A 21,547-nucleotide genomic window follows, 5' to 3' on the forward strand; every position below is an offset into this window, starting at 1 on the left:
AATATTTTCTGAGTTATTCGATCGATTAGCCAAGTGACAATTACTTGCTGCCACGCATACCTTCGTTACGTAACTCCTGAACTGCACGCTCTGCATCTTTAACTGCACGCTGGACCTTTTCAGCTTGAGCTTTACGCTCTGCTACACGCGCATCCCACTCTGCTTGCTCTGCTAAGTCTTTAGCTTTTTTATAATCTTTTTCAAAATCAGCTTTTTCTGCATCGTTCATTTTTTGACGCGCAGCTTGCATCTCAACTGGAGCATATTCAGTTGCACTTGCAGTTTCGGCCGCATTAAGCGCTTGGGTAGCTACTGCTAACTGAGCAGTTGGTGGGTTACCAGCACAACCTGCTAGGGTTAAAACACTGCCTGCAACTACCGCAGCTAATAAAGTTTTAGGATTTTTTAGTAAACTCTTTTTCATGTGTCTAGCTCCATTGGTCTTTTTTACATATTACTTACGCTTAATAAAAGTACCTGTTTAACCGGATATTATGACCAAAACATTTCAGTCATAGCTTTATTTGCACTTATTACTTAACAAATCACCTGATAAAAATAATTTGTAAGAAATTATAGCCAATCAAAGCTTTCTTCATATTTTAGACGATTCTATTAGAAACCCCTACACGAAAAAAGACCCAGTGGCTCCTAACAAGTTCAGCACTATATAGACTTTTTAACCTTTTAACAGCCAGCTATACCCAGCTCACCCGCGCAAATTTGCAACGTTTTGCTGCGGATTAAAACTTAATTAAGCGCTTCCAGCACCCACAAATATAGTAAAATCACCATATCAATATAAAACTATCCTATACTTTGGTTAGGATTACTAAGAAATTTAAAATAAACTACACTGCAAAGACACGCAAAATTAGGGTATTGGATGCTTATCCTCCTAGTTTGTCTTACAATTTCAAAAAAGGTGCTAGCCTTTCACTTTGATGTTCAGCTAGAACCTTAACTAGAACAATCGTTACCTTAGGGGAATCTCATGTCATCACCTGAAGCACAGTACCTGGCAAAGAAAATGAGCGCAGATCAGGCCCTAGATCTGTTACAAAATGGCGATAGTATTATTGTTCCTACAGGCGTAGGTGAACCTCCTCACCTGTTACGTGCCCTATCCCGTGAAAGAACGCGCTTTCAAGATATTAAAGTCTGCCAGTTATTGGCCATCGAAAAATACGATTACCTTGACCCTGAAACTGTTGATCACGTACGCCATGTCTCTTATTTTTTAAGCGGCACGGTACGTAAAGGCTGTAACGAAGGTTGGATCGATCTGATCCCTAACCACTTCTCTGAAATTCCACGTATGATCAAGCGCGGTGAAATGCCAGCTGACGTAGTATTTTCATTGGCCTCACCGATGGATAAAAATGGTTATTTCTCTTTGAGTCTTGGTGCTGACTATACTATGGCTGCGGTTAGTAAAGCCCGCGCTGTCATTTTAGAAGTTAACCCGAACGTGCCCTATGCCTATGGCGACTGCCATGTGCATATTTCCCAAGTAGCTGGCTTAGTCGAAAGTACTGATCAAGTATGTAACGTCCCCACTGGCGCCATTGGTGATATTGAAAAAGCCATTGCGGGTTATGTCGCTGAACTCGTCAATGATGGCGACACCTTACAAATTGGTTTTGGTAGCATTCCCGATGCGGTGGTCACCCTGCTCACCAGCAAAAAAGACTTAGGCATCCACTCTGAAGTTCTAGGTGATGGCATTATTAGCCTACTTAAAAGTGGTGCTATTACTGGCCGCCGCAAAAACTTTAAGCCAGGCAAGATCATTGCAACCTTTGCCGTGGGTACCGATGTGCTCTATGAAGCGATGAATCACAACATCATGATTGAAATGCATCCTTCAGACTTTGTGAATGATCCGTTTATTGCTGGCCAAAACGATAACTTGGTGGCCATTAACGGTACCATGCAAGTGGATTTAGCTGGTCAGTGCGCCTCAGAAAGTATTGGCCGTATGCTGTACTCCAGCACCGGTGGTCAAAGTGACTTTATGCGCGCCGCTAACCTCTCTAAAGGTGGCCGCGCCATGATCGTGACTCCCTCAACCGCTAAAGGCGGCACCGTGTCACGGATTGTGCCAATGCTGACCGAAGGCTCAATGATCAGTACCGGTAAAAATGATGTCAATTACGTCATCACTGAGTACGGCGTTGCTCAGCTACGCGGCAAGACCTTGCGTGAGCGTGCACTGGCTTTAATTGCTATTGCGCACCCAGATTTCCGTGATGAGCTAACCGAGCAAGCGAAAGCACTGAAGATTATTTAATCGCTCGCACGCTTGATGTGTTAAACGCAAAAGCCAACCTTGAAGGTTGGCTTTTTTATCGCCTAGATAAACCTTTGGCATAAAAAAAGGCAGCTAAAGTTAGCTGCCAAATTGCCTTGCGTGCCTAGTATGCGAAGCGTTGCTTACTCTTTACCAGTTTCATTCTTCCAGAGAAAGTAAGCAAGGCCAGCAAAAAATGAAATCATCAGTAGGACAGTGCCGATACCTGCGAAAACCACTATATCCATGAACATTTGGCTACTCCGTAGTCAATGAGTCGTTGATTGCTATGGCTTTATACTAAGCCCTACACTTTCTGGGTGTATTGACGCGCGTCAACTTCCAGCAATACTTTGGTCTAATTTCGATTTTTCTAAGCCACTTATTAATTTTTAATTTTTTAGCTGCTAAATAATACGTACACGGTATCTGTTAATGAAATTAAGCCACTAATTCGTTACTATACAGCGCCTTTTTTTAGAACAAGCGGAGACAAGCATGACGCAGCAGTACCAACCTGGCCAACGCTGGATTAGCGATAGTGAAGCAGAGTTAGGACTAGGGACGGTTCTCACCGCAGATGGACGACTGGTTACGGTGCTTTACCCTGCCAGTGGTGAAACCCGTCAGTACTCACAGCGTAATGCCCCGTTAACCCGCGTGCGTTTTGCCCCAGGTGAGGTGATTACCCACTTTGAAGGCTGGAAGCTCACCATTGAGCAAACCCACGAGGAAGAAGGCCTATTATTTTACTGCGGCCACAACGAGGCCGGTGAAGATAGTATCGTGCCGGAAACCCAGCTTTCCAACTTTATTCAGTTTCGCTTAGCTGCTGACCGCTTGTTTGCCGGACAAGTGGACCGCCACTCTTGGTTCACTCTGCGCTATCAGAGCTTACAACACCGCAGTCAATTGCAACAATCTGAGTTAACCGGCTTAGTCGGAGCCCGCGCACAAACCATTGCGCACCAGCTCCATATTGCTAAAGAAGTCACCGACCGAGCGGCACCCCGTGTACTCTTAGCCGATGAAGTAGGACTGGGCAAAACCATTGAAGCTGGCTTAATTATTCACCGCCAAGTATTTAATGGTCATGCTGCACGGGTGCTAATTTTACTGCCGGAGTCCTTGCAATATCAGTGGCTGGTGGAAATGCGCCGACGCTTTAACTTAGAGGCCAGCTTATTTGATCAAGAACGCTTTGACCAAAGCGATGCGGCCAACCCCTTCGAAGACTGTCAAATTGCCATCGTTTCCCTGCAATGGATTACCCATAGCGAAGTGGCTCAGCAAGCCATGCTAGAGGCTGGCTGGGATTTATTGGTAGTTGATGAGGCACACCACCTCACTTGGTCAGCAGAAACGGTAAGCCCACAGTATCAACTGGTTGAGCAATTAGCCGAACAAACACCCAGTGTTTTACTGTTAACCGCGACTCCAGAGCAGCTAGGTCAGGCCAGTCACTTTGCACGCTTGCGTTTACTTGATCCTAACCGTTTTCATGACCTTGACGCCTTTATTCAAGAGTCAGAGCAGTACCAACCGGTAGCTGAAGCTGTGCGGGATCTGCTGGAGCAAAGCGAATTAACCCAAACAGCACAGGCTAATATTCTGTCGCTACTTGGCACGACAGCTCAACCGTTAGTAACGCAAGCCAGTCAAGGCGAGCAGCAGGCTATTGATCAGTTAATCAGCCAGCTCATTGACCGCCATGGAACCGGACGTCTGTTATTTCGTAATACCCGCGCCTCAATTAGCGGCTTTCCTAGCCGTCAGTTACAAGGCGTCGAGTTAACATTGCCCGAGGCTTATCAAGATCCCAGCTTAGCCACTGACTTACAAGATGCGCTATACCCTGATCAGTGGTATCGCGCCCAGGGCTTAGATAATCCATGGTGGATGCAAGATACACGCATAGACTGGCTAATTGAGTTTTTAAAAGCCCATAAAGAGTACAAAGTATTAGTGATTTGCGCCCATGCCAGCACCGCGCAAGATACCGAAGAAGCGTTACGGGTGCGCGAAGGAATTGCCGCCACGGTGTTCCATGAAGGCATGAGTATTATTGAACGTGACCGGGCAGCGGCTTGGTTTGCCGATACCGAAGATGGCGCACAAGTCCTGATTTGCTCTGAAATTGGCAGTGAGGGCCGTAACTTTCAGTTCAGCCATCACCTCGTACTCTTTGACTTGCCGCAAAACCCGGATTTATTAGAGCAACGTATTGGTCGCTTAGACCGTATTGGCCAACGTTTTGACATTCAGCTGTCTGTGCCTTATTACAAGGAGACTGCCCAAGCCCGATTGTTTGACTGGTACCACCAAGCACTAAATGCCTTTGAAAGTATTAGTCCGGCCGCCGGTCAAGTGCAAACCCACTTTCAGCAAGCCCTACTGACTGAACTGACTCAACCAACGGCTAAGTGGCCTGCACTACTAGCTGAAGCGCAGACTTTGCGTCAAACCCTTGAACAACAACTCCAGTCAGGGCGTGACCGTTTACTGGAAATTAACTCCAGTGGTCAAGCTAAAGGCCAAGCCTTGGCTGAAGCAGTAGCCGCAGCTGAAGATGATATTGCCTTGCCACTGTACATGGAGCAGCTGTTCAATGCCTTTGGCGTAGAAAGTGAAGACCACTCTGATAATGCGCTGATCTTACGCCCGAGCGAGAAAATGCTTGATGCTGATTTTCCGTTAGGCACCGACGAAGCGGTTACCGTAACCTTTAATCGGGAGCTAGCTTTAGCCCGTGAAGACATGCAGTTTTTAACCTGGGAGCACCCCATGGTTCAAGGCGGCATGGACTTAGTACTGACCAGCTCAATGGGAAATACCGCGTTAGTGCTGCTAAAAAACAAAGCGATTAAACCCGGCACCCTATTGCTTGAGTTAATTTTTGTGAGCGAAGCCTTAGCGCCCAAAGCCTTGCAATTAGGACGATTTTTACCCAGCTCGGCGATTCGTTGCTTACTTGATAGTAAAGGTAATGACCTTGCGGCTAATGTCAGCTATGAAGTGCTCAGTAAGCAGGTAGAAAATGTCGGCCGAGTGACTGCAGGCAAATTTGTTCGCGCCCAACGTGAACAGTTACAAAAGATGCTTGAGCACGGACAACAACTAATGGAGCCGCAGCATCAAACGCGGATCGAGCAAGCCAAGCGCTTATTTAGCCAAAACATGCGGGCCGAAATTAGCCGCTTAAGCGCTCTGCAGCAGGTTAATAAAAATATTCGTGCCGATGAAATTGAGTTGCTCGAGCAGCAATTAGCCCAAGGTTTAGACTACCTCACTCAAGCGACACTACGCTTAGAAGCAATTCGGGTGATCGTCAGTAACTAATGGACAGTTATCAGCTCAGTCCGGTAGGTATCATCCACTCCTGCTTTAAAGAGAAGTTTGCCATTCCTCGGCAAGCTTCTCTGGCCCCTGCTGCCCAAGGTTATATTGAGCTATTACCGCCCTACAATCATCCTGACGCCGTCAAAGGGCTCGAATTGACCAGTCATCTCTGGCTGAGCTTTATTTTTCATCAGGCTGGCCCGAAAAAAGATGCGCGTTTAGTGAAAGCGCCCCGTTTAGGCGGCAATCAAAAATTAGGGGTGTTTGCTACTCGCTCAACCCATCGCCCCAACGCCCTTGGCTTATCGCTGGTTAAACTAGAACGGGTTACACCGCAGCGCCTGTACCTATCTAGCTTAGACTTGCTTGATGGCACGCCAATCCTGGATATCAAGCCCTACTTGCCTTACGCAGATATTGCCGCGGATGCCTATAACCAGTTTGCCCCAGAGGCTCCTGCCACTGTGACGGTAGAGTGGTCGGCCAGCGCTTACCAGCAGGCCCAACAACACGCCAAGCGCTTACAGCAGCCGCTGATTGCCTTGATTGAGCAGTGTTTAGCGCAAGATCCGAAACCAGCCTATCAACAACCCACGCCTGAACGGCGCTATGGGGTGCAGCTATATGATCTCAATGTCACATGGCACTACCCCCAACCCACACAAATTTGTGTGCTGGAAGTCGTGCCATTGACCGAGTAGCGACGCTACCTTAGTTAGAACGATTTATCTTTTAGATACAGATTTTCATAGCAGTAATTAGTGGCATCCATATACCCTTCTGCACTACCGCAGTCAAAACGCTGGCCCTTAAATTTATACGCCAAAACACAACCACGCTGAGCTTGCTTCATCAGCGCATCGGTAATTTGAATCTCACCGCCTTTACCTGGCTCTGTTTCTTCAATCAAGTCAAAGATATCAGGGGTTAAAATATAGCGGCCAATAATCGCTAAATTAGAAGGTGCATCTTCTGGCTGTGGTTTTTCCACCATAGAGTTGACCCGAAAAATATCATCGCGAATCATATCGCCATCAATCACCCCATACTTAGCGGTATCTTCTTTGGGCACTTCTTGAATCGCCACAATCGAGCAACGGAACTGTTTGTACAGCTGAATCATCTGCTGCAGCACGCCATCGCCTTCAAGGTTTAAACACAGGTCATCGGCCAGTACTACGGCAAAAGGCTCATCACCAATTAACTGCTTACCGGTTAAAATGGCATGCCCCAGCCCTTTCATCGCCACTTGGCGCGTGTAAGAAAAGGTACAGTTATCCATCACGCGGCGGATGCCCGATAAATACTGCTCTTTCTCAGTGCCTTGAATTTGCTGTTCTAACTCAAAACTAATATCAAAATGATCTTCAATCGCGCGCTTATTACGCCCTGTGACGATCGCTATCTCAGTTAAACCCGCATCCAATGCTTCCTCAACTCCGTATTGAATCAACGGTTTGTTAACAATAGGCAGCATCTCTTTAGGCATTGCTTTAGTGGCTGGCAAAAAACGTGTTCCATAGCCTGCAGCTGGAAACAAACACTTCTTGATCATTTTAATTCCTAGTCATCCGCATGATTAAACCGCGCAGTGTACAAGGGTTTGATCCCTAAAAACACCCAATCCACAGCGCAATATGATTAATTGTTCATCACTGCTACTACAGCTTTTTTCGCAATGGCGCAAAGCCATCATCACTCACCACTGTTTTAGGTCCCGAAGTATTAGGTGCTTTACGCTTTTTGGCTACACTGTTCTTCGTTTTGCTGCTAGCGGTAGTTTTTTTCTTTTTCACTCCCGCCGCTTTACCTGATGCCTTAACTTTTTTCGGCCCCTGATAGCTTGCCTTTAGCCCCTTGATGACTCGCTGTTGAAAGTCTTGCTTAAGATAACGCTGAATGCTGGACATTAAATTCCAGTCAAAATGGGTAATTAAGGAAATAGCTAAACCTGCTTCACCGGCTCTGCCGGTACGGCCAATGCGGTGCACATACTCATCGCCAGAACGCGGCATATCAAAGTTAATCACCAGATCCACACCTTCAATATCTAGCCCGCGAGCAGCGACATCAGTAGCGACCAGCACCCGTGAAGTTCCCTGACTAAAACGCTCAATGGCCGCTTTTCGTTCTTCTTGGGTTTTTTCGCCGTGTAAAATATAGGTTTTAAATTCTTGCGCAACTAAACGCCCATAGAGACGATCGGCTTGGGCTCTGGTATTGGTGAATACCATTGCTTTACGGTATGGCTCATTGGCCAATAACCACTGCACCAATTGCTCTTTATGCCCTTCACTATCAGCCGTAATAATCTGCTGTACTGTCGTTTCATTTAACTCTGCCACCTGATTAATCATCAGATGCTGCGGCTGATTGAGTACTAGCTGAATCATCTCACGCAGAGCATTACCGCCGGTGGTCGCAGAGAATAATAACGTTTGCCGAGTAGCAGGCGCCTCTGCTACTACGCGCTGAATATCTTCAGCAAAGCCCATATCTAGCATGCGATCGGCTTCGTCTAAAATTAAGGTTTGAATATCAGCTAACTGTAAACTGCCGGCGTTTAGATGCTCAAGCAAACGTCCCGGCGTGGCAATTAAAATATCCGGATCTTTACGCAGCATGGCGGCTTGCTCTTTAAAGTTTTCACCGCCCGTTAAAATCCCCGCCTGTAAAAAAGTGTAACGGGCAAAACGTTGCACCTCTTCTAAAATCTGCCGCGCCAATTCACGGGTAGGCAATAAAATTAGCACCCTAATAGCTGGCTCACGCTGAGTATCAATCGCCAACAGTTGATGCAAGGTGGGCAATAAAAAGGCTGCCGTTTTACCACTACCGGTTTGGGCAATTACCCGCAAGTCTTTACCTTGCAAAGCCAACGGCAGTGCTTGTTGTTGCACTGGAGTTGGCTCAACAAAATTTAGCTCAGCCAGCACTTTGAGCAAACGCTCGTGTAACTCAAACTGTTCGAACATTAACCACTTCCTCAAAGATAATTAGGTGTACACACGCTTGGCTTGCTTGCGTAAGACATGGGCACTATCGAGCATCACTAACACTATCGCTACCCAGATCGGGATGTAGGTCCACCATTGATTAGCGGCAATGGTTTCTCCCACCAACCAAAGGCTCGATAAAAATAATAAAACCGGTTCGATGTAGCTTAAAATCCCCAGCAACCCCAAAGGCAGCAAACGGCTAGCGCCCACCATCGCGGCAAAAGCTAAGGTGCTGAGCAAGCCCAATATCGGCAACAGTAACCACAACTTAGGGATTCCGGTAAAACTGCCTGGCTCACCAAACTGCATAATCAGCCAAATCGCCATTGGCGTCAGAATAATAATTTCAATTAAAAAGCCACTAAAGGCATCAAACTTCATCCAACGGCGCAACATAAAGTATGGCGGATAACCAAATGCAGTCACCAAGGTCACCCAAGACATTGAGCCTACCACGAGTACCTCATGCACCACCCCAGCACAGGCAAAAACTACCGCAGCTTGTTGCAGTGGTCGCAGCCGTTCATTGTAAAATACCCGCCCAGTGAGCACCAAAACCAATGGCATCAAAAAATAGCCCAAGGTTAAATCTAACATGTGCCCAGACAGCGGTGCCCATACAAATAGCATCCACTGCGAACCCATAATGAATGCAGTGGCTAGCACCGCTAATAACAGTAGTGGGCGGCGCTTAATTTTTCTTAAACAAATTCTAAAGTGCACCCAATGTCCAGTAATAATTACCAAGACCAGTAAAACCGGTAATGACCAAAGCAATCGCTGGGCAAAGACTTGAATCCCATTTAATGGCGATAAAAACTGAACATAGCCTGGAATAATGGCAAATAACAGTGAGGCAAATAAAGACATTGCGACACCACGTCCTGAGAGCTGCATGACTTCCTCCTCGCTATCATTCTCTAACGGATACCCATGCACTTAACCCAAACGTTAAGCGCACACTTCAATTAGCTACAAAAGAACATGCCTTATAACCGAAGCTATAAGGCATGTAGATTAATACTAAACCACGGAGTAATCGGGCGTAACCCGCCCTACTTAACGAGTATTTGAGTTTATTGGGAATCTTTCTTAAAGGTTTTGACGCGCTGCTGCACAGCAGCTTTCGCCAACATATAGGCGGATACTGGGGCACTGATCATAAGAAATAAGGTAATGAGTAACTCATGAATCTGTAATCCAACGCTATCTTCTTGAGCATTAAAGTACAGCATTGAGGCCAGCAGTACGCAACCGACGCCTAGTGTAGTAGCTTTGGCAGGTCCGTGTAAACGCATATGAAAATCTGGCAGACGAAAAAGGCCCAAAGAACCGATTAATGCAATCAAGCTCCCGCTTAGTAGTAAGGCTGCGACCAGCAGCTCTAAATAAAAATCAATCATTGCTCTACACCTTTTAGCCTAATCAATAATATCGCCGCGCAGTAAGTATTTACACAACGCCACAGTGCTCACAAAGCCAAACAAAGCAATTAAGAGTGCGGCCTCAAAAAATAATCGGCTGCTAAGCCAGACCCCAAAAATAATTAACAGCGCCAAGGCATTAATATACAAAGTATCCAGCGCCAAAATACGATCCACCGTATCAGGGCCTTTCAACAAGCGCACCATATTAAGCAACAAGCTGATGCCAAACAGCACCATACAAATAAAAATCACTTTACTGAGCATGGAAATACCTGCATAAGTGGGGCTTCATAGCGCTGCTTAATTTCCTCAATTAAGGCTTGATCATCGGTGCAGTGCAGCGCATGCACCAACATAATTTTGCGCCGCCGATCAACACTCGCGGCCACTGTGCCTGGAGCTAAAGAAATGGCACTGGCCAACATAAAGATCGCCAGCTCATTTTCAACGTCATAGGGTAACTCAACAAAACTGGGGTCCAATTCTTTCATTGAACCTAAAATCAGCTTAGCTACATCAAAGTTAGCTTTGATGATATCGACCAACATATGCATAGCAAACACACACAGTTGTGACCAACTATGAATCCGCACTAGGTTAGGCCACCAACCATCGGTTAACCACGGAATCAAGAGCCCCAGAAAAGCTCCAAACAACCAGTGTCCAACCGAAGTAAAATCATTAACTAACAATAACCAAACTAGGGTTAAACCGAGCGTTGCTAAAGGATGAGCAAACCAACGACGCTTATGACTCATGGCGTTACTCCTTCTAGAACCACGCGGTAATTACCCTCGACTAGCTGCTGGGCAGTCAATGTTAAATACTCAGTCATTGGATCAGCACAAACCACCAGTACAAGGCTGGCTGACAAGGCCAATAACGCCACCAGCTGAGCGACACGATCGACTTGCTGCACCTTAACTGCTGCTACGTTACTACGCCAGAACAGTTGACTACCGGCTCGAGATAACGCAATCACTGCGAGTAACCCACCAACCAGCAACACCGGCCAGAGCCAAAGCGCTTGCTTAAATGGTGTAGCGCTGAGTAACAAAACCTTACCGACAAAGCCTGAAAATGGTGGCAATCCAGCAATTGAAATCGCCCCGACAAAAAACATCAAGCCTAGGGTACGGGCATTATCCATCAGTGGGCCACGCTGTAATAAGTCGGCTTTCTCGCCACGCTGGCTAATAATTAAGCCAGCCAATAAAAATAAGCCGGCACTGACTAAGGTACTGTGAATCAGGTAAAACAAGGTGGCGGCAATGGCTTCAACACTGGCCATAGCAAAACCAGCCAAAATAGTACCTACCGACAACAACACTAAATAGGCAATTAACGTATTTAACCGCAGCGCAGAAAAAGCGCCAATGGCTCCCACTAGCAAGGTCAGCAAACCCAGCACCCAAAATGCGTCTAAACCTAAGCCCTGAGACTGTGCAGCTTGCGCACCAAAAACCAAGGTGCTAAAACGCAAAATCGCATACAGCCCGACCTTGGTCATAATCGCAAATAACGCTGCGACTGAAGCCGTCGCGCTGGCATAGGCTTTGGGCAACCAAAAGTGCAGGGGTAAAAACGCTGCTTTTAGCCCAAACACAATAAATAACAATAAGCCCGCCGCATTTAACAAATAACGCTTATCCCCTTCGGCTACAGCCACAGCCTGGGCTAAATCCACCATATTTAAAGTGCCTGCAATGCCATAAAACACACCGGCAGCAATTAAAAATAAGGAAGAGCCTATTAAGTTCAAAATCACATAGTGTGTGGCCGATTGCACCTGTTCTTTACTGCGACCATGGAGCAAGAGCGCGTAGGAGGCAATCAGTAAAATTTCAAAAAATACAAACAGGTTAAATAAATCGCCCGTTAAAAAGGCACCATAGATCCCAGCTAACTGAAACTGAAAAAGCGGATGAAAGTACTCACCCTTTTGATCATCACCGCGCAGCGCATACAGCAAAGTGATAGCTGCCAACACCGCTGTGAGTAGCACCATTACTGCACTTAAGCGATCAAGCAATAAAATAATGCCAAAAGGCGCCGACCAATTACCGAGCGCATAGTGCTGGATTTCGCCACTGCCCGCCTGGATTAACAGATAGATAGCCACCGGCAGCATCGCTAAGGTTGCCAATAAGGAGATTAACCGCGCCGCACGTTGCTGTAAACGTCCCAACAACATTAAGGCTGCCCCAGTGAACAGTGGTAAAATAACTGGCACCACCAAGGTATGCATCATAAGGATGGCTCCTTCTGCTCAGGCTTGCCATCGACATGGTCACTGCCCAAGTCGGTTTGCCCACGTAGCGCTAATACCAAAACAAAAGCGGTCATGGCAAAGCCAATCACAATCGCCGTCAAAACCAATGCCTGAGGAATAGGATCCGTGTAACTGCTCCCCGAACCAATTACTGCCGGCTGGCCCGTCACTAAACGGCCCATGGAAAACAGCATAATATTGACTGCATAGGAAAAAAGCGTCAGGCCAAGAGCAACAGGAAAGGTGCGGGCCCGTAAAATCAGATAAATCCCGCAAGCGGCTAACACGCCGATTACGCTTGCTAATAACAACTCCATAATTAGAGTTCCTCCTCAGATGAGTACCCAAGGCGGCCGACACTACTTAAAATTAGCAAGGTGCCCCCCACCACAGTGCAATACACGCCAAAGTCAAAGGCCATGGCCGAAGCAAGCTCTACCTCACCCACGAGTGGAATATTGAAATGGCCAAAGGTTGAAGTTAAGAACGGGTAACCCAAGAACCAACTCGCTAAACCAGTCACTCCAGCAATCAGCACACCGGCCCCGGCTAAGCGTACAGCACTGAATGGCAAACGCTCCATTACCCATCGTTGACCATAAGCAACCTGCAGCAACACTAAGGCCACAGATGTCACTAAGCCTGCCACAAAACCGCCACCTGGCTCGTTATGTCCACGTAAGAAAATATATACTGAGACTAACAGCGCCAAGGGTAAGGTAAAACGCGCCAGCACCTGCAACATCAGTGGCCGAGTTTCTGGTGACCAAGGGTTACCTGCAGGATCCAAGCTGGCTCGTGGTAAACGTAATCCTTGCAGTAATGCAGCGATCGCAATCGCCGTAATGGCTAATACACTAATTTCGCCCAAGGTATCAAAACCACGGAAATCGACTAAAATCACGTTCACTACGTTAGTCCCACCACCGCCGCTAACACTGTTGGCGAGGTAATACTCAGCAATACTGCTGAAATCGCGGGTCAGCACGGCATACATCAGCACACCAATTAACGTACCGCCAGCGACAGCAATCACAAAATCACGCGTGCGTTGCAAGCTACTGGACTCTACCGGCGTTTTATCCGGTAAAAAGTACAGTACCAACAGCATCAGCAAGATGGTGACGACCTCAACCACTAGCTGAGTTAGCGCAAGATCGGGCGCAGAAAAACGAGCAAATAGCATCGCGGCCAATAGCCCAACTACGCTCAACATCAGCAACGACAGTAAGCGCTGGCGATGGTAGTACACAGTTAATAACCCGGCAGCAGCCATCACCAATAAGCCCAAGCCCGTTAGTGGATCAATCACACTTAACGGCACATCGCCGGTCATACGACTTAAAGGGGTCAGTGCCCAAGCTGTGACTACTATTCCGGCAATCAACATCCAGCTGGCGTAACGCTGTAATGAGCCATTTTCAAAGGTTTGCATAATGCGCAAGGTCATCCGTCGCAGGCGAATAATACTGCGCTCAAACATCACCCGTGCGTTCATTGGCGGTAAGCCGTCATACCAGCGAAACAAAGGCGCACGCAAAGCGTAGACCAAGATTCCGCCCAACAAGGCTAAAAAGCTCATTAGCAATGGCATATTAAAGCCATGCCAAATAGCTAAGTCATAAGCGGGCAAGCTATGGCCCAAACTAGCGCCAGCAGCGCTGGCTAATAATGAGGCGACGGTAAAGGCTGGAACCATACCCACTAATAGGCATAAGAAAGCCAACACCTCAACCGGTACTCGCATATAGCGCGGCGGCTCATGGGGCGGAAATTTAGGTAAGTTAATTGGCTCGCCATTGAAAAACACATCATGGATAAATCGCAGCGAGTAAGACACTGAAAACACCCCAGCTAAGGTGGCCATGGCAGGAATCAGCCAACTAAAACTACCCAGTAAGTGTTGGTGTAAAGTTTCTGAGAAAAACATTTCTTTACTTAAGAAACCATTAAGTAACGGCACCCCCGCCATGGCTGACGAAGCAACCATCGCCAGCACGGCGGTATGCGGCATATATTTCCACAGCCCATTGATCCGCCGCATATCACGGGTACCGGTTTCATGGTCAATAATTCCGGCCGCCATAAACAACGAAGCCTTAAAGGTGGCATGGTTAATAATATGGAAAATAGCTGCGACTGGCGCTAAATCTGAGTCCAGCCCAAATAGCAGCGTAATCAATCCTAGGTGACTGATAGTGGAATAAGCCAACAAGCCCTTTAAGTCGTGCTGAAATAGTGCCGTTACCGCGCCGACTAGCAAGGTGGCTAAACCAGTAAAGGTGACTAAATAAAACCACCACTCGGTGCCCGACAATACCGGATAAAGCCGCGCCAGCAAAAACACCCCAGCTTTGACCATGGTAGCTGAGTGCAAATAAGCGGAAACAGGCGTCGGCGCGGCCATTGCATGGGGCAACCAGAAATGAAACGGAAACTGCGCTGATTTAGTAAATACCCCTAGTAGCACTAACACCAAAGCCACTGGATATAAGGCATGACTCTTTAATAAGTCACCGGCGGCCAGCACCTCAGACAATTCAAAACTGCCTACCACTCGCCCAATAATTAATACCCCAGCTAATAGGGCTAAACCACCGCCGCCAGTAACCGCCAACGCCATCCGCGCGCCTTGACGAGCATCGCGACGATAACTCCAAAAACCAATCAATAAGAATGAAGATAAACTGGTCAACTCCCAGAAAATCATCATTAATAGCAAGTTGCTGGCAAGCACCACACCAAGCATCGCGCCCATAAAGAGCAATAAAAAGGCAAAAAAGCGCCCGGCCTTTTCTTGCGCGGATAAATAGTAGCGCGCATATAAAATGACTAATAAGCCAATACCAAAAATTAGTAGGGCAAATAAGAAACTAAGTCCATCTAAGCGCAAGCTAATGTTTAGCCCTAACTGACTCACCCAGGGCACAAAATAGGTGAGTACTTCGCCTCCCAATACCGCCTGACTTTGCATCAGCAGTAAAATAAGGCCTAGCGCAGGCGCTAAGGCAACCCCAGCTGCTAATACATTGCGTGAGCGATTGGCCAACACTAGAGGAATAACAACCGCCAAAAAAGGCAATAAAACGAGTAGTGGTAGAACCATGGGGGCTCCTTTTTTATTGTTCTGCCGGACGAACAGGAAACACCCAGCTTGCTGAAAAACGTAATCGCGCGACAGTATAAAGAAGCAAATTCAAGATTGGCGCGCAAATTAACCGGAAATTGTAACAAAAACCCTCGGTGACTTTATTTACTGCGACATTTTGAATCAGAAGCTTAAACATCTAACGTCTAAAATGCTTAGCTAATCATTGAAGACCTGCACTTCATCTATTACACCGTTAAGACAATTCGCGCCCCTGGTGCGGTCTCTGCTTGCCAAGCTTGAGCCACTGCCGCTAAGGGATAACATTGATACTCGGCCTGTAGCTGCCCTTCGGCTGCCTGCGCAAACAACTGGGGTAACTCCTGCTGCTGATAAGCCCGTAACTGCTGCGCTGAAATACTACCAATCCCCGAGCCAAGCAAACAAATAGGCTGACTACGTAAATAGCTGGAAGGCAGATTGAGCTCAACCCCAGCCATTTGCCCGATGGTAATTAAGTTAACTGGTTTTGGACAATGTTTAGCTAACACCTGCAACAGGTACTCTGTGGGTGCGCCCCATAAATAATCGATGATTTGCTCAATCGGTGTTTCTTGCTGCACTAACGTCAGCTGACGTAAAATTTCAGTTGGCGAGGCGCACAGGGAAATAATTACATCCGCACCTAACTGCTGCAAATACGCTAAAGATCCTGGGTTACGGCCAGTCACAATAATTCGACTAGCACCACGGTATTTTGCTGCCTGTACCGCCATCCGCCCCGATACGCCCGTTGCACCATTAATCAACACCACCTGCCCTGGCTGCATCTGTCCACGACAAAGCAAAGCTACATCCGAACCCAATAAGGCATTAGGTAAAATCGCCGCCAACTCTGGCGATAAGCCCTCGGGCACCTGCACACAGTCGGCGGTATTCACTAGCGCATATTCAGCCATCATGCCGGTAACGCCCATCGCATATACTCGCCGCCCATCAGCTAACCGCCCCACCCCATCAACACCCACAGCGCAAGGAAACTGGTTATAAGCGGTGTAGTGCCTGCCACTGACTTTAAGCTTATCGAGCTGTTTAATACTGGCAGCCTCAACTCTAATCAACTGCTGCTCCGCAGTTTGCACCTCAGGCTTAGCCAAGGGCGTGTAACAAGGAGTCTGTCCTAACTGATTTAATACAGCGGCGTACATAGCGGTTCTCTGGTCATGGTTTATCAGCAAAATAGAGTACCAAGCTTAGCTGCAGAGCTGTAGCTAAAAGAAAAACAAATGAACTGTCTTGCGCATGCCCAAGTTTTCACCCAGAAAAAACCACATACCCACTACCCAAGCGAGCTTGTTATATCGTGCCGACGGCTATTATTCGCTAAGATAATCATTTCAAACAATCAAGTAACACTATCATCACCACATAATTACAGCGACTTCGTTTTTTCATCAATTGAAATGAGAATGTGGCGCTTAGAAGATGCATCGGCAGGTGGATTCTCAACATCCTCTACTTTTACTTTTAGCTTATAACGATAACCTGGCTCGTAATTAAACCCCTGAATATTGCTATAAAAGTAAGTCCACTCTTGATTACTATCGTCTCGAACCTGCATGCACTTCATTGGAGCAACCCCAACGCAATCAACCAAGCTTTCCTTAACGTAAAGTGTTTTATGAATACCATCAGAGTTACGCGGATTATCCCCGCTAACCTGACAACCCGCCAAGCTCCCCAAAAGAGCCGCTGCAATAAATAGACTGCGCTTTACCATGTCATTTCCTAATAACTAAATTTGATCCCGCTAAGAACCTTCAGCCTGCACAGTTGTTCACGCTATAGCAAGAGCGCCCCATAAGCTTTCTATGGCTCCTAAAGTAGCACAGCAGACACCCGTTCTGAACGCTAAAGAATCACTAACAGCTATTAATTATCCTTGACTTATGCAACTCCTGAAAACACTTTTAGCTAACACAATTAGACCAGCTATCTAGCTAATCCCTGCCCTTTTATAAACTCACTACTTTAGAGCACACACTAGGATTATAGAACGCAATGAATCTTACCTAATGAGCTGAGAACACGTAACGGATGCTTACTTGATAAGTAAAAAGCCTAGTAAGTACGCAGTCACTTTACGTTGATATCCCATAGAAAATCGCAGGCGTCCCAACGTCTGCATTTTAATTGCTAGGCTTGTGCGCCAAAGCCGGCACTAATAAAACAGAAGGCAGCGATGGTATTTGAAAGCAAGGAATCAATTAAGATATGCCACCGCCACAGTGACAGTGACAGTGACAGTGACAGTGACAGTGACAGTGACAGTGACAGTGACAGAAGCTTATATTTGGCGACAGAAAAGGTAAAAAAGTTACCTCAATCTGATAAAAGCGCGGAAATAAATTAGGCATAAAAAAACCCGCTTACGATGTAAGCGGGTTTTTAGAATCCGTTCAACTAACACTGTTAGTTGATGGTGCCCGGGGCCGGAATCGAACCGGCACGGTATCAAATACCGAGGGATTTTAAGTCCCTTGCGTCTACCTATTTCGCCACCCGGGCTATTCGTTTAGCTGCTGCTTTCGCTGCGTTGCTTTGGAATGCGAGGTACTATAGCGGTTTATTTTTTTCATGCAAGCTTTTTTTTCAAAAAACTGCAATTATTTTCAAAAAAACCTAAAACTGCTTATTTATTAAACAGTTAGCCTGAATTTTGATTAAATTTCGATCAACCTCTCTCGCAGTTGCTGAATTTGATCTCGCAGGTTAGCTGCCTGCTCAAACTCTAAGTTTTTAGCCGCAGCGTACATTTGCTCTTCTAAAGCAGTAATTTGTTTTACCAACTGAGCGGGTGTTTTTAAACTTTGCTGATACTCAGCTAAAGCTTCGGCTGCTTGATCTTGTTGTTTACGGCGATTGGCCCGTGATCCAGAACCTGGCACCACGGCCCCTTCAAGAATATCTTGAATATCACGCACCACCCCTTTGGGAACGATGCCATGCTCTTGGTTAAAGGCTAGCTGCTTCTCACGTCGACGCTCCGTTTCACTGATTGCACGTTCCATTGAGCCGGTTATACGGTCAGCATACAAAATCGCTTTACCATTTAAGTTACGCGCCGCGCGGCCAATGGTTTGAATTAACGAACGCTCCGAGCGTAAAAAGCCTTCCTTATCAGCATCCAAAATCGCCACTAATGACACTTCTGGCATATCCAAGCCTTCACGCAGTAAGTTAATTCCGACCAGCACATCAAACACGCCAAGACGTAAATCTCGAATAATCTCAACACGCTCAACCGTATCAATATCCGAGTGTAAATAACGCACTTTCACCCCATGTTCGGCGAGATAATCACTTAAATCTTCCGACATCCGCTTAGTTAAGGTAGTCACCAGCACCCGCTCGCCCAACGCCACTCGCTGATGGATTTGTGATAACAAATCATCCACTTGTGTAGTGGCGGGACGCACTTCAATTTCTGGATCGACCAATCCCGTAGGACGCACCACCTGCTCGACCACTTGCCCCGAATGTTCAGCCTCATATGGCCCAGGCGTGGCAGAGACTAAAATAGCTTGGGGGCTAGCGGCTTCCCATTCATCAAAGCGCATCGGCCGGTTATCCAATGCTGAAGGTAAGCGAAATCCATAGTTGACCAAATTTTCTTTACGTGAACGGTCACCTTTATACATAGCACCAATTTGCGGTACCGAAACGTGCGACTCATCAATGACCATTAAGGCATCGTCTGGTAAATAATCGTACAGCGTGGGCGGTGGCGCACCTTGTGGCCGCCCTGATAAGTAACGGGAGTAGTTTTCAATTCCGGTGCAATACCCCAACTCTAAAATCATTTCGATATCAAAGCGGGTACGCTGCTCTAAACGCTGCGCCTCGACTAACTTATCTTCTGCTCGCAAATACTCAAGGCGCTGCTTTAACTCCAGCTTAATTTCCTCTACCGCTTCAAGTAATGTCTCACGCGGCGTCACGTAGTGTGACTTAGGATAAAAAGTAAAGCGTGGCAACTTACGAAAAACTTCTCCGGTCAGTGGATCAAAGGCTGAAATACTTTCCACTTCATCATCAAATAGCTCAATTCGCACGGCTTCCAGCTCAGACTCTGCCGGATAAATATCAATTACATCACCACGTACACGGAAGGTTGCGCGGGCAAAATCCACATCATTACGGGTGTATTGCAAGCCAGCTAAACGCTTTAATAACTCTCGCTGATCTAAATGATCACCACGATCGACATGCAGAACCATTTTCAAGTAGCTTTCAGGGCTACCTAAACCATAAATTGAAGAAACTGTAGCAACAATTATGGTATCGCGCCGTTCCAAAAGTGCTTTAGTGGCAGACAGGCGCATTTGCTCGATATGGTCGTTAATCGAAGCATCTTTTTCGATAAAGGTATCGGAAGCGGCGACATAAGCCTCGGGCTGATAATAATCGTAATAAGAGACAAAATACTCAACCGCATTATGTGGAAAAAACGACTTAAACTCGCCATACAACTGCGCTGCCAAGGTTTTGTTAGGTGCTAAAACAATGGTCGGGCGCTGCACCCGCGCAATCACATTGGCAATACTAAAGGTTTTACCTGAACCGGTTACCCCCAGTAAGGTTTGATGCGCTAAGCCTGCCTCTAACCCCGCCACTAATTGCTCAATCGCTTTAGGCTGATCGCCGGCTGGCTGAAACTTAGTGACTAAATGAAACTCTTGCATCTGATCCTCTCTTTTGCCTATGGATTGCCAAAAGTTCTCTGGCCTACTCGCATTCATAATTTTTACAGCGCTATAATAAGCGGTATTTTTCTCTGCGTCCTACCGGCGAGTCTGGTAGGCTAAGTTCTTCCACCCTAACTTGTCGAGCTACCCGAACATGAGTCTGTTCTCTGCCGTTGAGATGGCCCCCCGCGATCCGATTCTCGGTCTAAATGAAGCCTTTAATGCCGACCCACGTCCTAACAAAGTAAATTTAGGCGTAGGTGTTTACTACGATGAAAATGGCAAGATTCCTTTATTAAAAGCCGTTGCTGCTGCTGAGCAAGCACGCGCTGCTGCCCATGCACCCCGTGGCTACCTGCCCATTGATGGGATCAATAGCTATGATCTGGCGGTGCAGAAACTACTATTTGGGAACGACTCACCCCTTATTCAAGCTAAACGCGTGATTACCACCCAAGCCATCGGTGGGACTGGTGCACTAAAAATTGGTGCCGACTTTTTACAACAACTGAGCCCCCAGTCTCAGGTGGCTATCAGTAATCCTAGCTGGGAAAACCACCGCGCACTCTTCACTGCCGCCGGCTTTCCGGTCAGCCAATACCGTTATTACGATGCCAGCAACCACGGGGTAGACCGCGAAGGGATGCTGGACGATCTGCGCCAACTGCCTGAGCAGTCGATTATTGTGCTGCATGCCTGCTGCCACAACCCAACCGGAGTGGATTTAAGCATTGATGACTGGCAAGCCGTGATCGCGGTTCTGGCAGAAAAAAACCACATTCCCTTTTTAGATATTGCTTATCAAGGCTTTGCTGAAGGCATTGCTGAAGATGCAGCGGCCGTGCGCTTATTTGCCGAAACCGATCTGACCTTCTTTGTTTCCAGTTCTTTTTCTAAATCCTTTTCCTTCTACGGTGAGCGCGTTGGTGCGCTATCGATTGTGACGGGTTCAGAAGAAGAAGCCAGTCGCGTACTCTCGCAAGTTAAACGTGTGATTCGCACCAATTACTCCAATCCCCCGACCCATGGTGCAACCATTGTCGGCAATGTACTGAACAATCCCGAGTGGCGCCAGCTCTGGGAAGATGAATTAGCTGCGATGCGTGGCCGAATCAGGCAAATGCGTGAACTCTTAGTGCAACAATTAGCGGCTAAGGGAGCTAAACGTGATTTTTCCTTTGTTGCTAAACAGCGCGGCATGTTCTCTTACTCAGGCTTAACTCCCGAACAAGTTGAGCGCCTGCGCCACGAGTTTGGCATCTATGCGGTCAGTAGTGGGCGTATCTGTGTTGCTGCGCTCAACCTGCACAACATTGATGCGGTGACCGACGCCATTGTACAAGTGCTTTAAATCATCTTATACAACTAGGCCGCCAAGCTT

At 47.0% G+C, this 21,547-nt stretch carries 18 protein-coding genes and 1 tRNA gene; 4 read left to right on the forward strand and 15 right to left on the reverse strand.

Annotated features, from left to right (window positions below; genetic code table 11):
• Positions 1 to 40 precede the first annotated feature (40 nt).
• Positions 41 to 424: a DUF4398 domain-containing protein gene (locus AC2T15_RS06785; protein WP_486777836.1), complete on the reverse strand. Its 384-nt coding sequence runs from the start codon at positions 422 to 424 to the stop codon at positions 41 to 43.
• 570 nt (positions 425 to 994) lie between these two features.
• On the opposite strand from AC2T15_RS06785, the gene AC2T15_RS06790 reads away from it, so the two are divergent.
• Complete coding sequence (locus AC2T15_RS06790) at positions 995 to 2,293, forward strand: acetyl-CoA hydrolase/transferase family protein (protein WP_486777837.1); 1,299 nt, start codon at positions 995 to 997, stop codon at positions 2,291 to 2,293.
• A 143-nt stretch (positions 2,294 to 2,436) separates the two neighbouring features.
• On the opposite strand, the gene ccoM is transcribed toward AC2T15_RS06790, so the two are convergent.
• On the reverse strand, positions 2,437 to 2,547 hold the full coding sequence (ccoM, locus tag AC2T15_RS06795; RefSeq protein ID WP_053099734.1) for a cytochrome c oxidase subunit CcoM: 111 nt from the start codon (positions 2,545 to 2,547) through the stop codon (positions 2,437 to 2,439).
• 244 nt (positions 2,548 to 2,791) lie between these two features.
• On the opposite strand from ccoM, the gene rapA reads away from it, so the two are divergent.
• Complete coding sequence (rapA, locus tag AC2T15_RS06800) at positions 2,792 to 5,632, forward strand: RNA polymerase-associated protein RapA (RefSeq protein WP_486777838.1); 2,841 nt, start codon at positions 2,792 to 2,794, stop codon at positions 5,630 to 5,632.
• On the forward strand, positions 5,632 to 6,333 hold the full coding sequence (gene tsaA / locus AC2T15_RS06805; RefSeq protein ID WP_486777839.1) for a tRNA (N6-threonylcarbamoyladenosine(37)-N6)-methyltransferase TrmO: 702 nt from the start codon (positions 5,632 to 5,634) through the stop codon (positions 6,331 to 6,333). Before rapA ends, tsaA begins: the two co-directional genes overlap by 1 nt.
• 14 nt (positions 6,334 to 6,347) lie before the next feature.
• Here the strand turns inward: tsaA and galU are convergent, their stop codons facing one another.
• The 13 genes from galU to uvrB form a co-directional block, all read right to left on the reverse strand.
• The gene (galU, locus tag AC2T15_RS06810) at positions 6,348 to 7,187 is read right to left on the reverse strand and encodes a UTP--glucose-1-phosphate uridylyltransferase GalU (protein ID WP_053099737.1); all 840 of its coding nucleotides are present in this window, start codon (positions 7,185 to 7,187) and stop codon (positions 6,348 to 6,350) included.
• Positions 7,188 to 7,293: 106 nt separating this feature from the next.
• The gene (locus tag AC2T15_RS06815; protein WP_486777840.1) at positions 7,294 to 8,607 is read right to left on the reverse strand and encodes a DEAD/DEAH box helicase; all 1,314 of its coding nucleotides are present in this window, start codon (positions 8,605 to 8,607) and stop codon (positions 7,294 to 7,296) included.
• A gap of 21 nt (positions 8,608 to 8,628) precedes the next feature.
• Complete coding sequence (gene rarD, locus AC2T15_RS06820; protein ID WP_486777841.1) at positions 8,629 to 9,528, reverse strand: EamA family transporter RarD; 900 nt, start codon at positions 9,526 to 9,528, stop codon at positions 8,629 to 8,631.
• 179 nt (positions 9,529 to 9,707) lie between these two features.
• On the reverse strand, positions 9,708 to 10,031 hold the full coding sequence (locus tag AC2T15_RS06825) for a Na+/H+ antiporter subunit G (RefSeq protein ID WP_053101878.1): 324 nt from the start codon (positions 10,029 to 10,031) through the stop codon (positions 9,708 to 9,710).
• A gap of 21 nt (positions 10,032 to 10,052) precedes the next feature.
• The gene (locus AC2T15_RS06830; RefSeq protein WP_053099740.1) at positions 10,053 to 10,322 is read right to left on the reverse strand and encodes a K+/H+ antiporter subunit F; all 270 of its coding nucleotides are present in this window, start codon (positions 10,320 to 10,322) and stop codon (positions 10,053 to 10,055) included.
• The gene (locus AC2T15_RS06835) at positions 10,307 to 10,816 is read right to left on the reverse strand and encodes a Na+/H+ antiporter subunit E (protein WP_053102541.1); all 510 of its coding nucleotides are present in this window, start codon (positions 10,814 to 10,816) and stop codon (positions 10,307 to 10,309) included. Before AC2T15_RS06835 ends, AC2T15_RS06830 begins: the two co-directional genes overlap by 16 nt.
• A complete protein-coding gene (locus tag AC2T15_RS06840; protein ID WP_486777842.1) occupies positions 10,813 to 12,309 on the reverse strand; it encodes a monovalent cation/H+ antiporter subunit D in 1,497 nt (498 codons plus the stop codon). The genes AC2T15_RS06835 and AC2T15_RS06840 overlap by 4 nt, the downstream gene beginning before the upstream one ends.
• Positions 12,306 to 12,647, reverse strand: a complete 342-nt coding sequence (locus AC2T15_RS06845; protein ID WP_053099743.1) for a Na+/H+ antiporter subunit C — start codon at positions 12,645 to 12,647, stop codon at positions 12,306 to 12,308. The genes AC2T15_RS06840 and AC2T15_RS06845 overlap by 4 nt, the downstream gene beginning before the upstream one ends.
• Before the next feature lie 2 nt (positions 12,648 to 12,649).
• Positions 12,650 to 15,436, reverse strand: coding sequence for a monovalent cation/H+ antiporter subunit A (locus tag AC2T15_RS06850; RefSeq protein WP_486777843.1), 2,787 nt, complete (start codon positions 15,434 to 15,436; stop codon positions 12,650 to 12,652).
• A 230-nt stretch (positions 15,437 to 15,666) separates the two neighbouring features.
• The gene (locus AC2T15_RS06855; protein WP_486777844.1) at positions 15,667 to 16,626 is read right to left on the reverse strand and encodes a quinone oxidoreductase family protein; all 960 of its coding nucleotides are present in this window, start codon (positions 16,624 to 16,626) and stop codon (positions 15,667 to 15,669) included.
• Between the two features lie 224 nt (positions 16,627 to 16,850).
• Positions 16,851 to 17,198 (reverse strand): DUF4377 domain-containing protein, encoded by a 348-nt coding sequence (locus AC2T15_RS06860; RefSeq protein WP_486777845.1) that lies wholly within the window; start codon positions 17,196 to 17,198, stop codon positions 16,851 to 16,853.
• A 700-nt stretch (positions 17,199 to 17,898) separates the two neighbouring features.
• Positions 17,899 to 17,986, reverse strand: a tRNA-Leu gene (locus AC2T15_RS06865).
• Between the two features lie 155 nt (positions 17,987 to 18,141).
• On the reverse strand, positions 18,142 to 20,163 hold the full coding sequence (gene uvrB / locus AC2T15_RS06870; protein ID WP_486777846.1) for an excinuclease ABC subunit UvrB: 2,022 nt from the start codon (positions 20,161 to 20,163) through the stop codon (positions 18,142 to 18,144).
• A gap of 157 nt (positions 20,164 to 20,320) precedes the next feature.
• Between uvrB and AC2T15_RS06875 the strand changes: the two genes are divergently transcribed.
• Positions 20,321 to 21,517 (forward strand): amino acid aminotransferase, encoded by a 1,197-nt coding sequence (locus tag AC2T15_RS06875; protein WP_053099748.1) that lies wholly within the window; start codon positions 20,321 to 20,323, stop codon positions 21,515 to 21,517.
• The last annotated feature ends 30 nt before the right edge of the window (positions 21,518 to 21,547 follow it).

Source organism: Thiopseudomonas sp. SA1F2-1K, assembly GCF_057443035.1.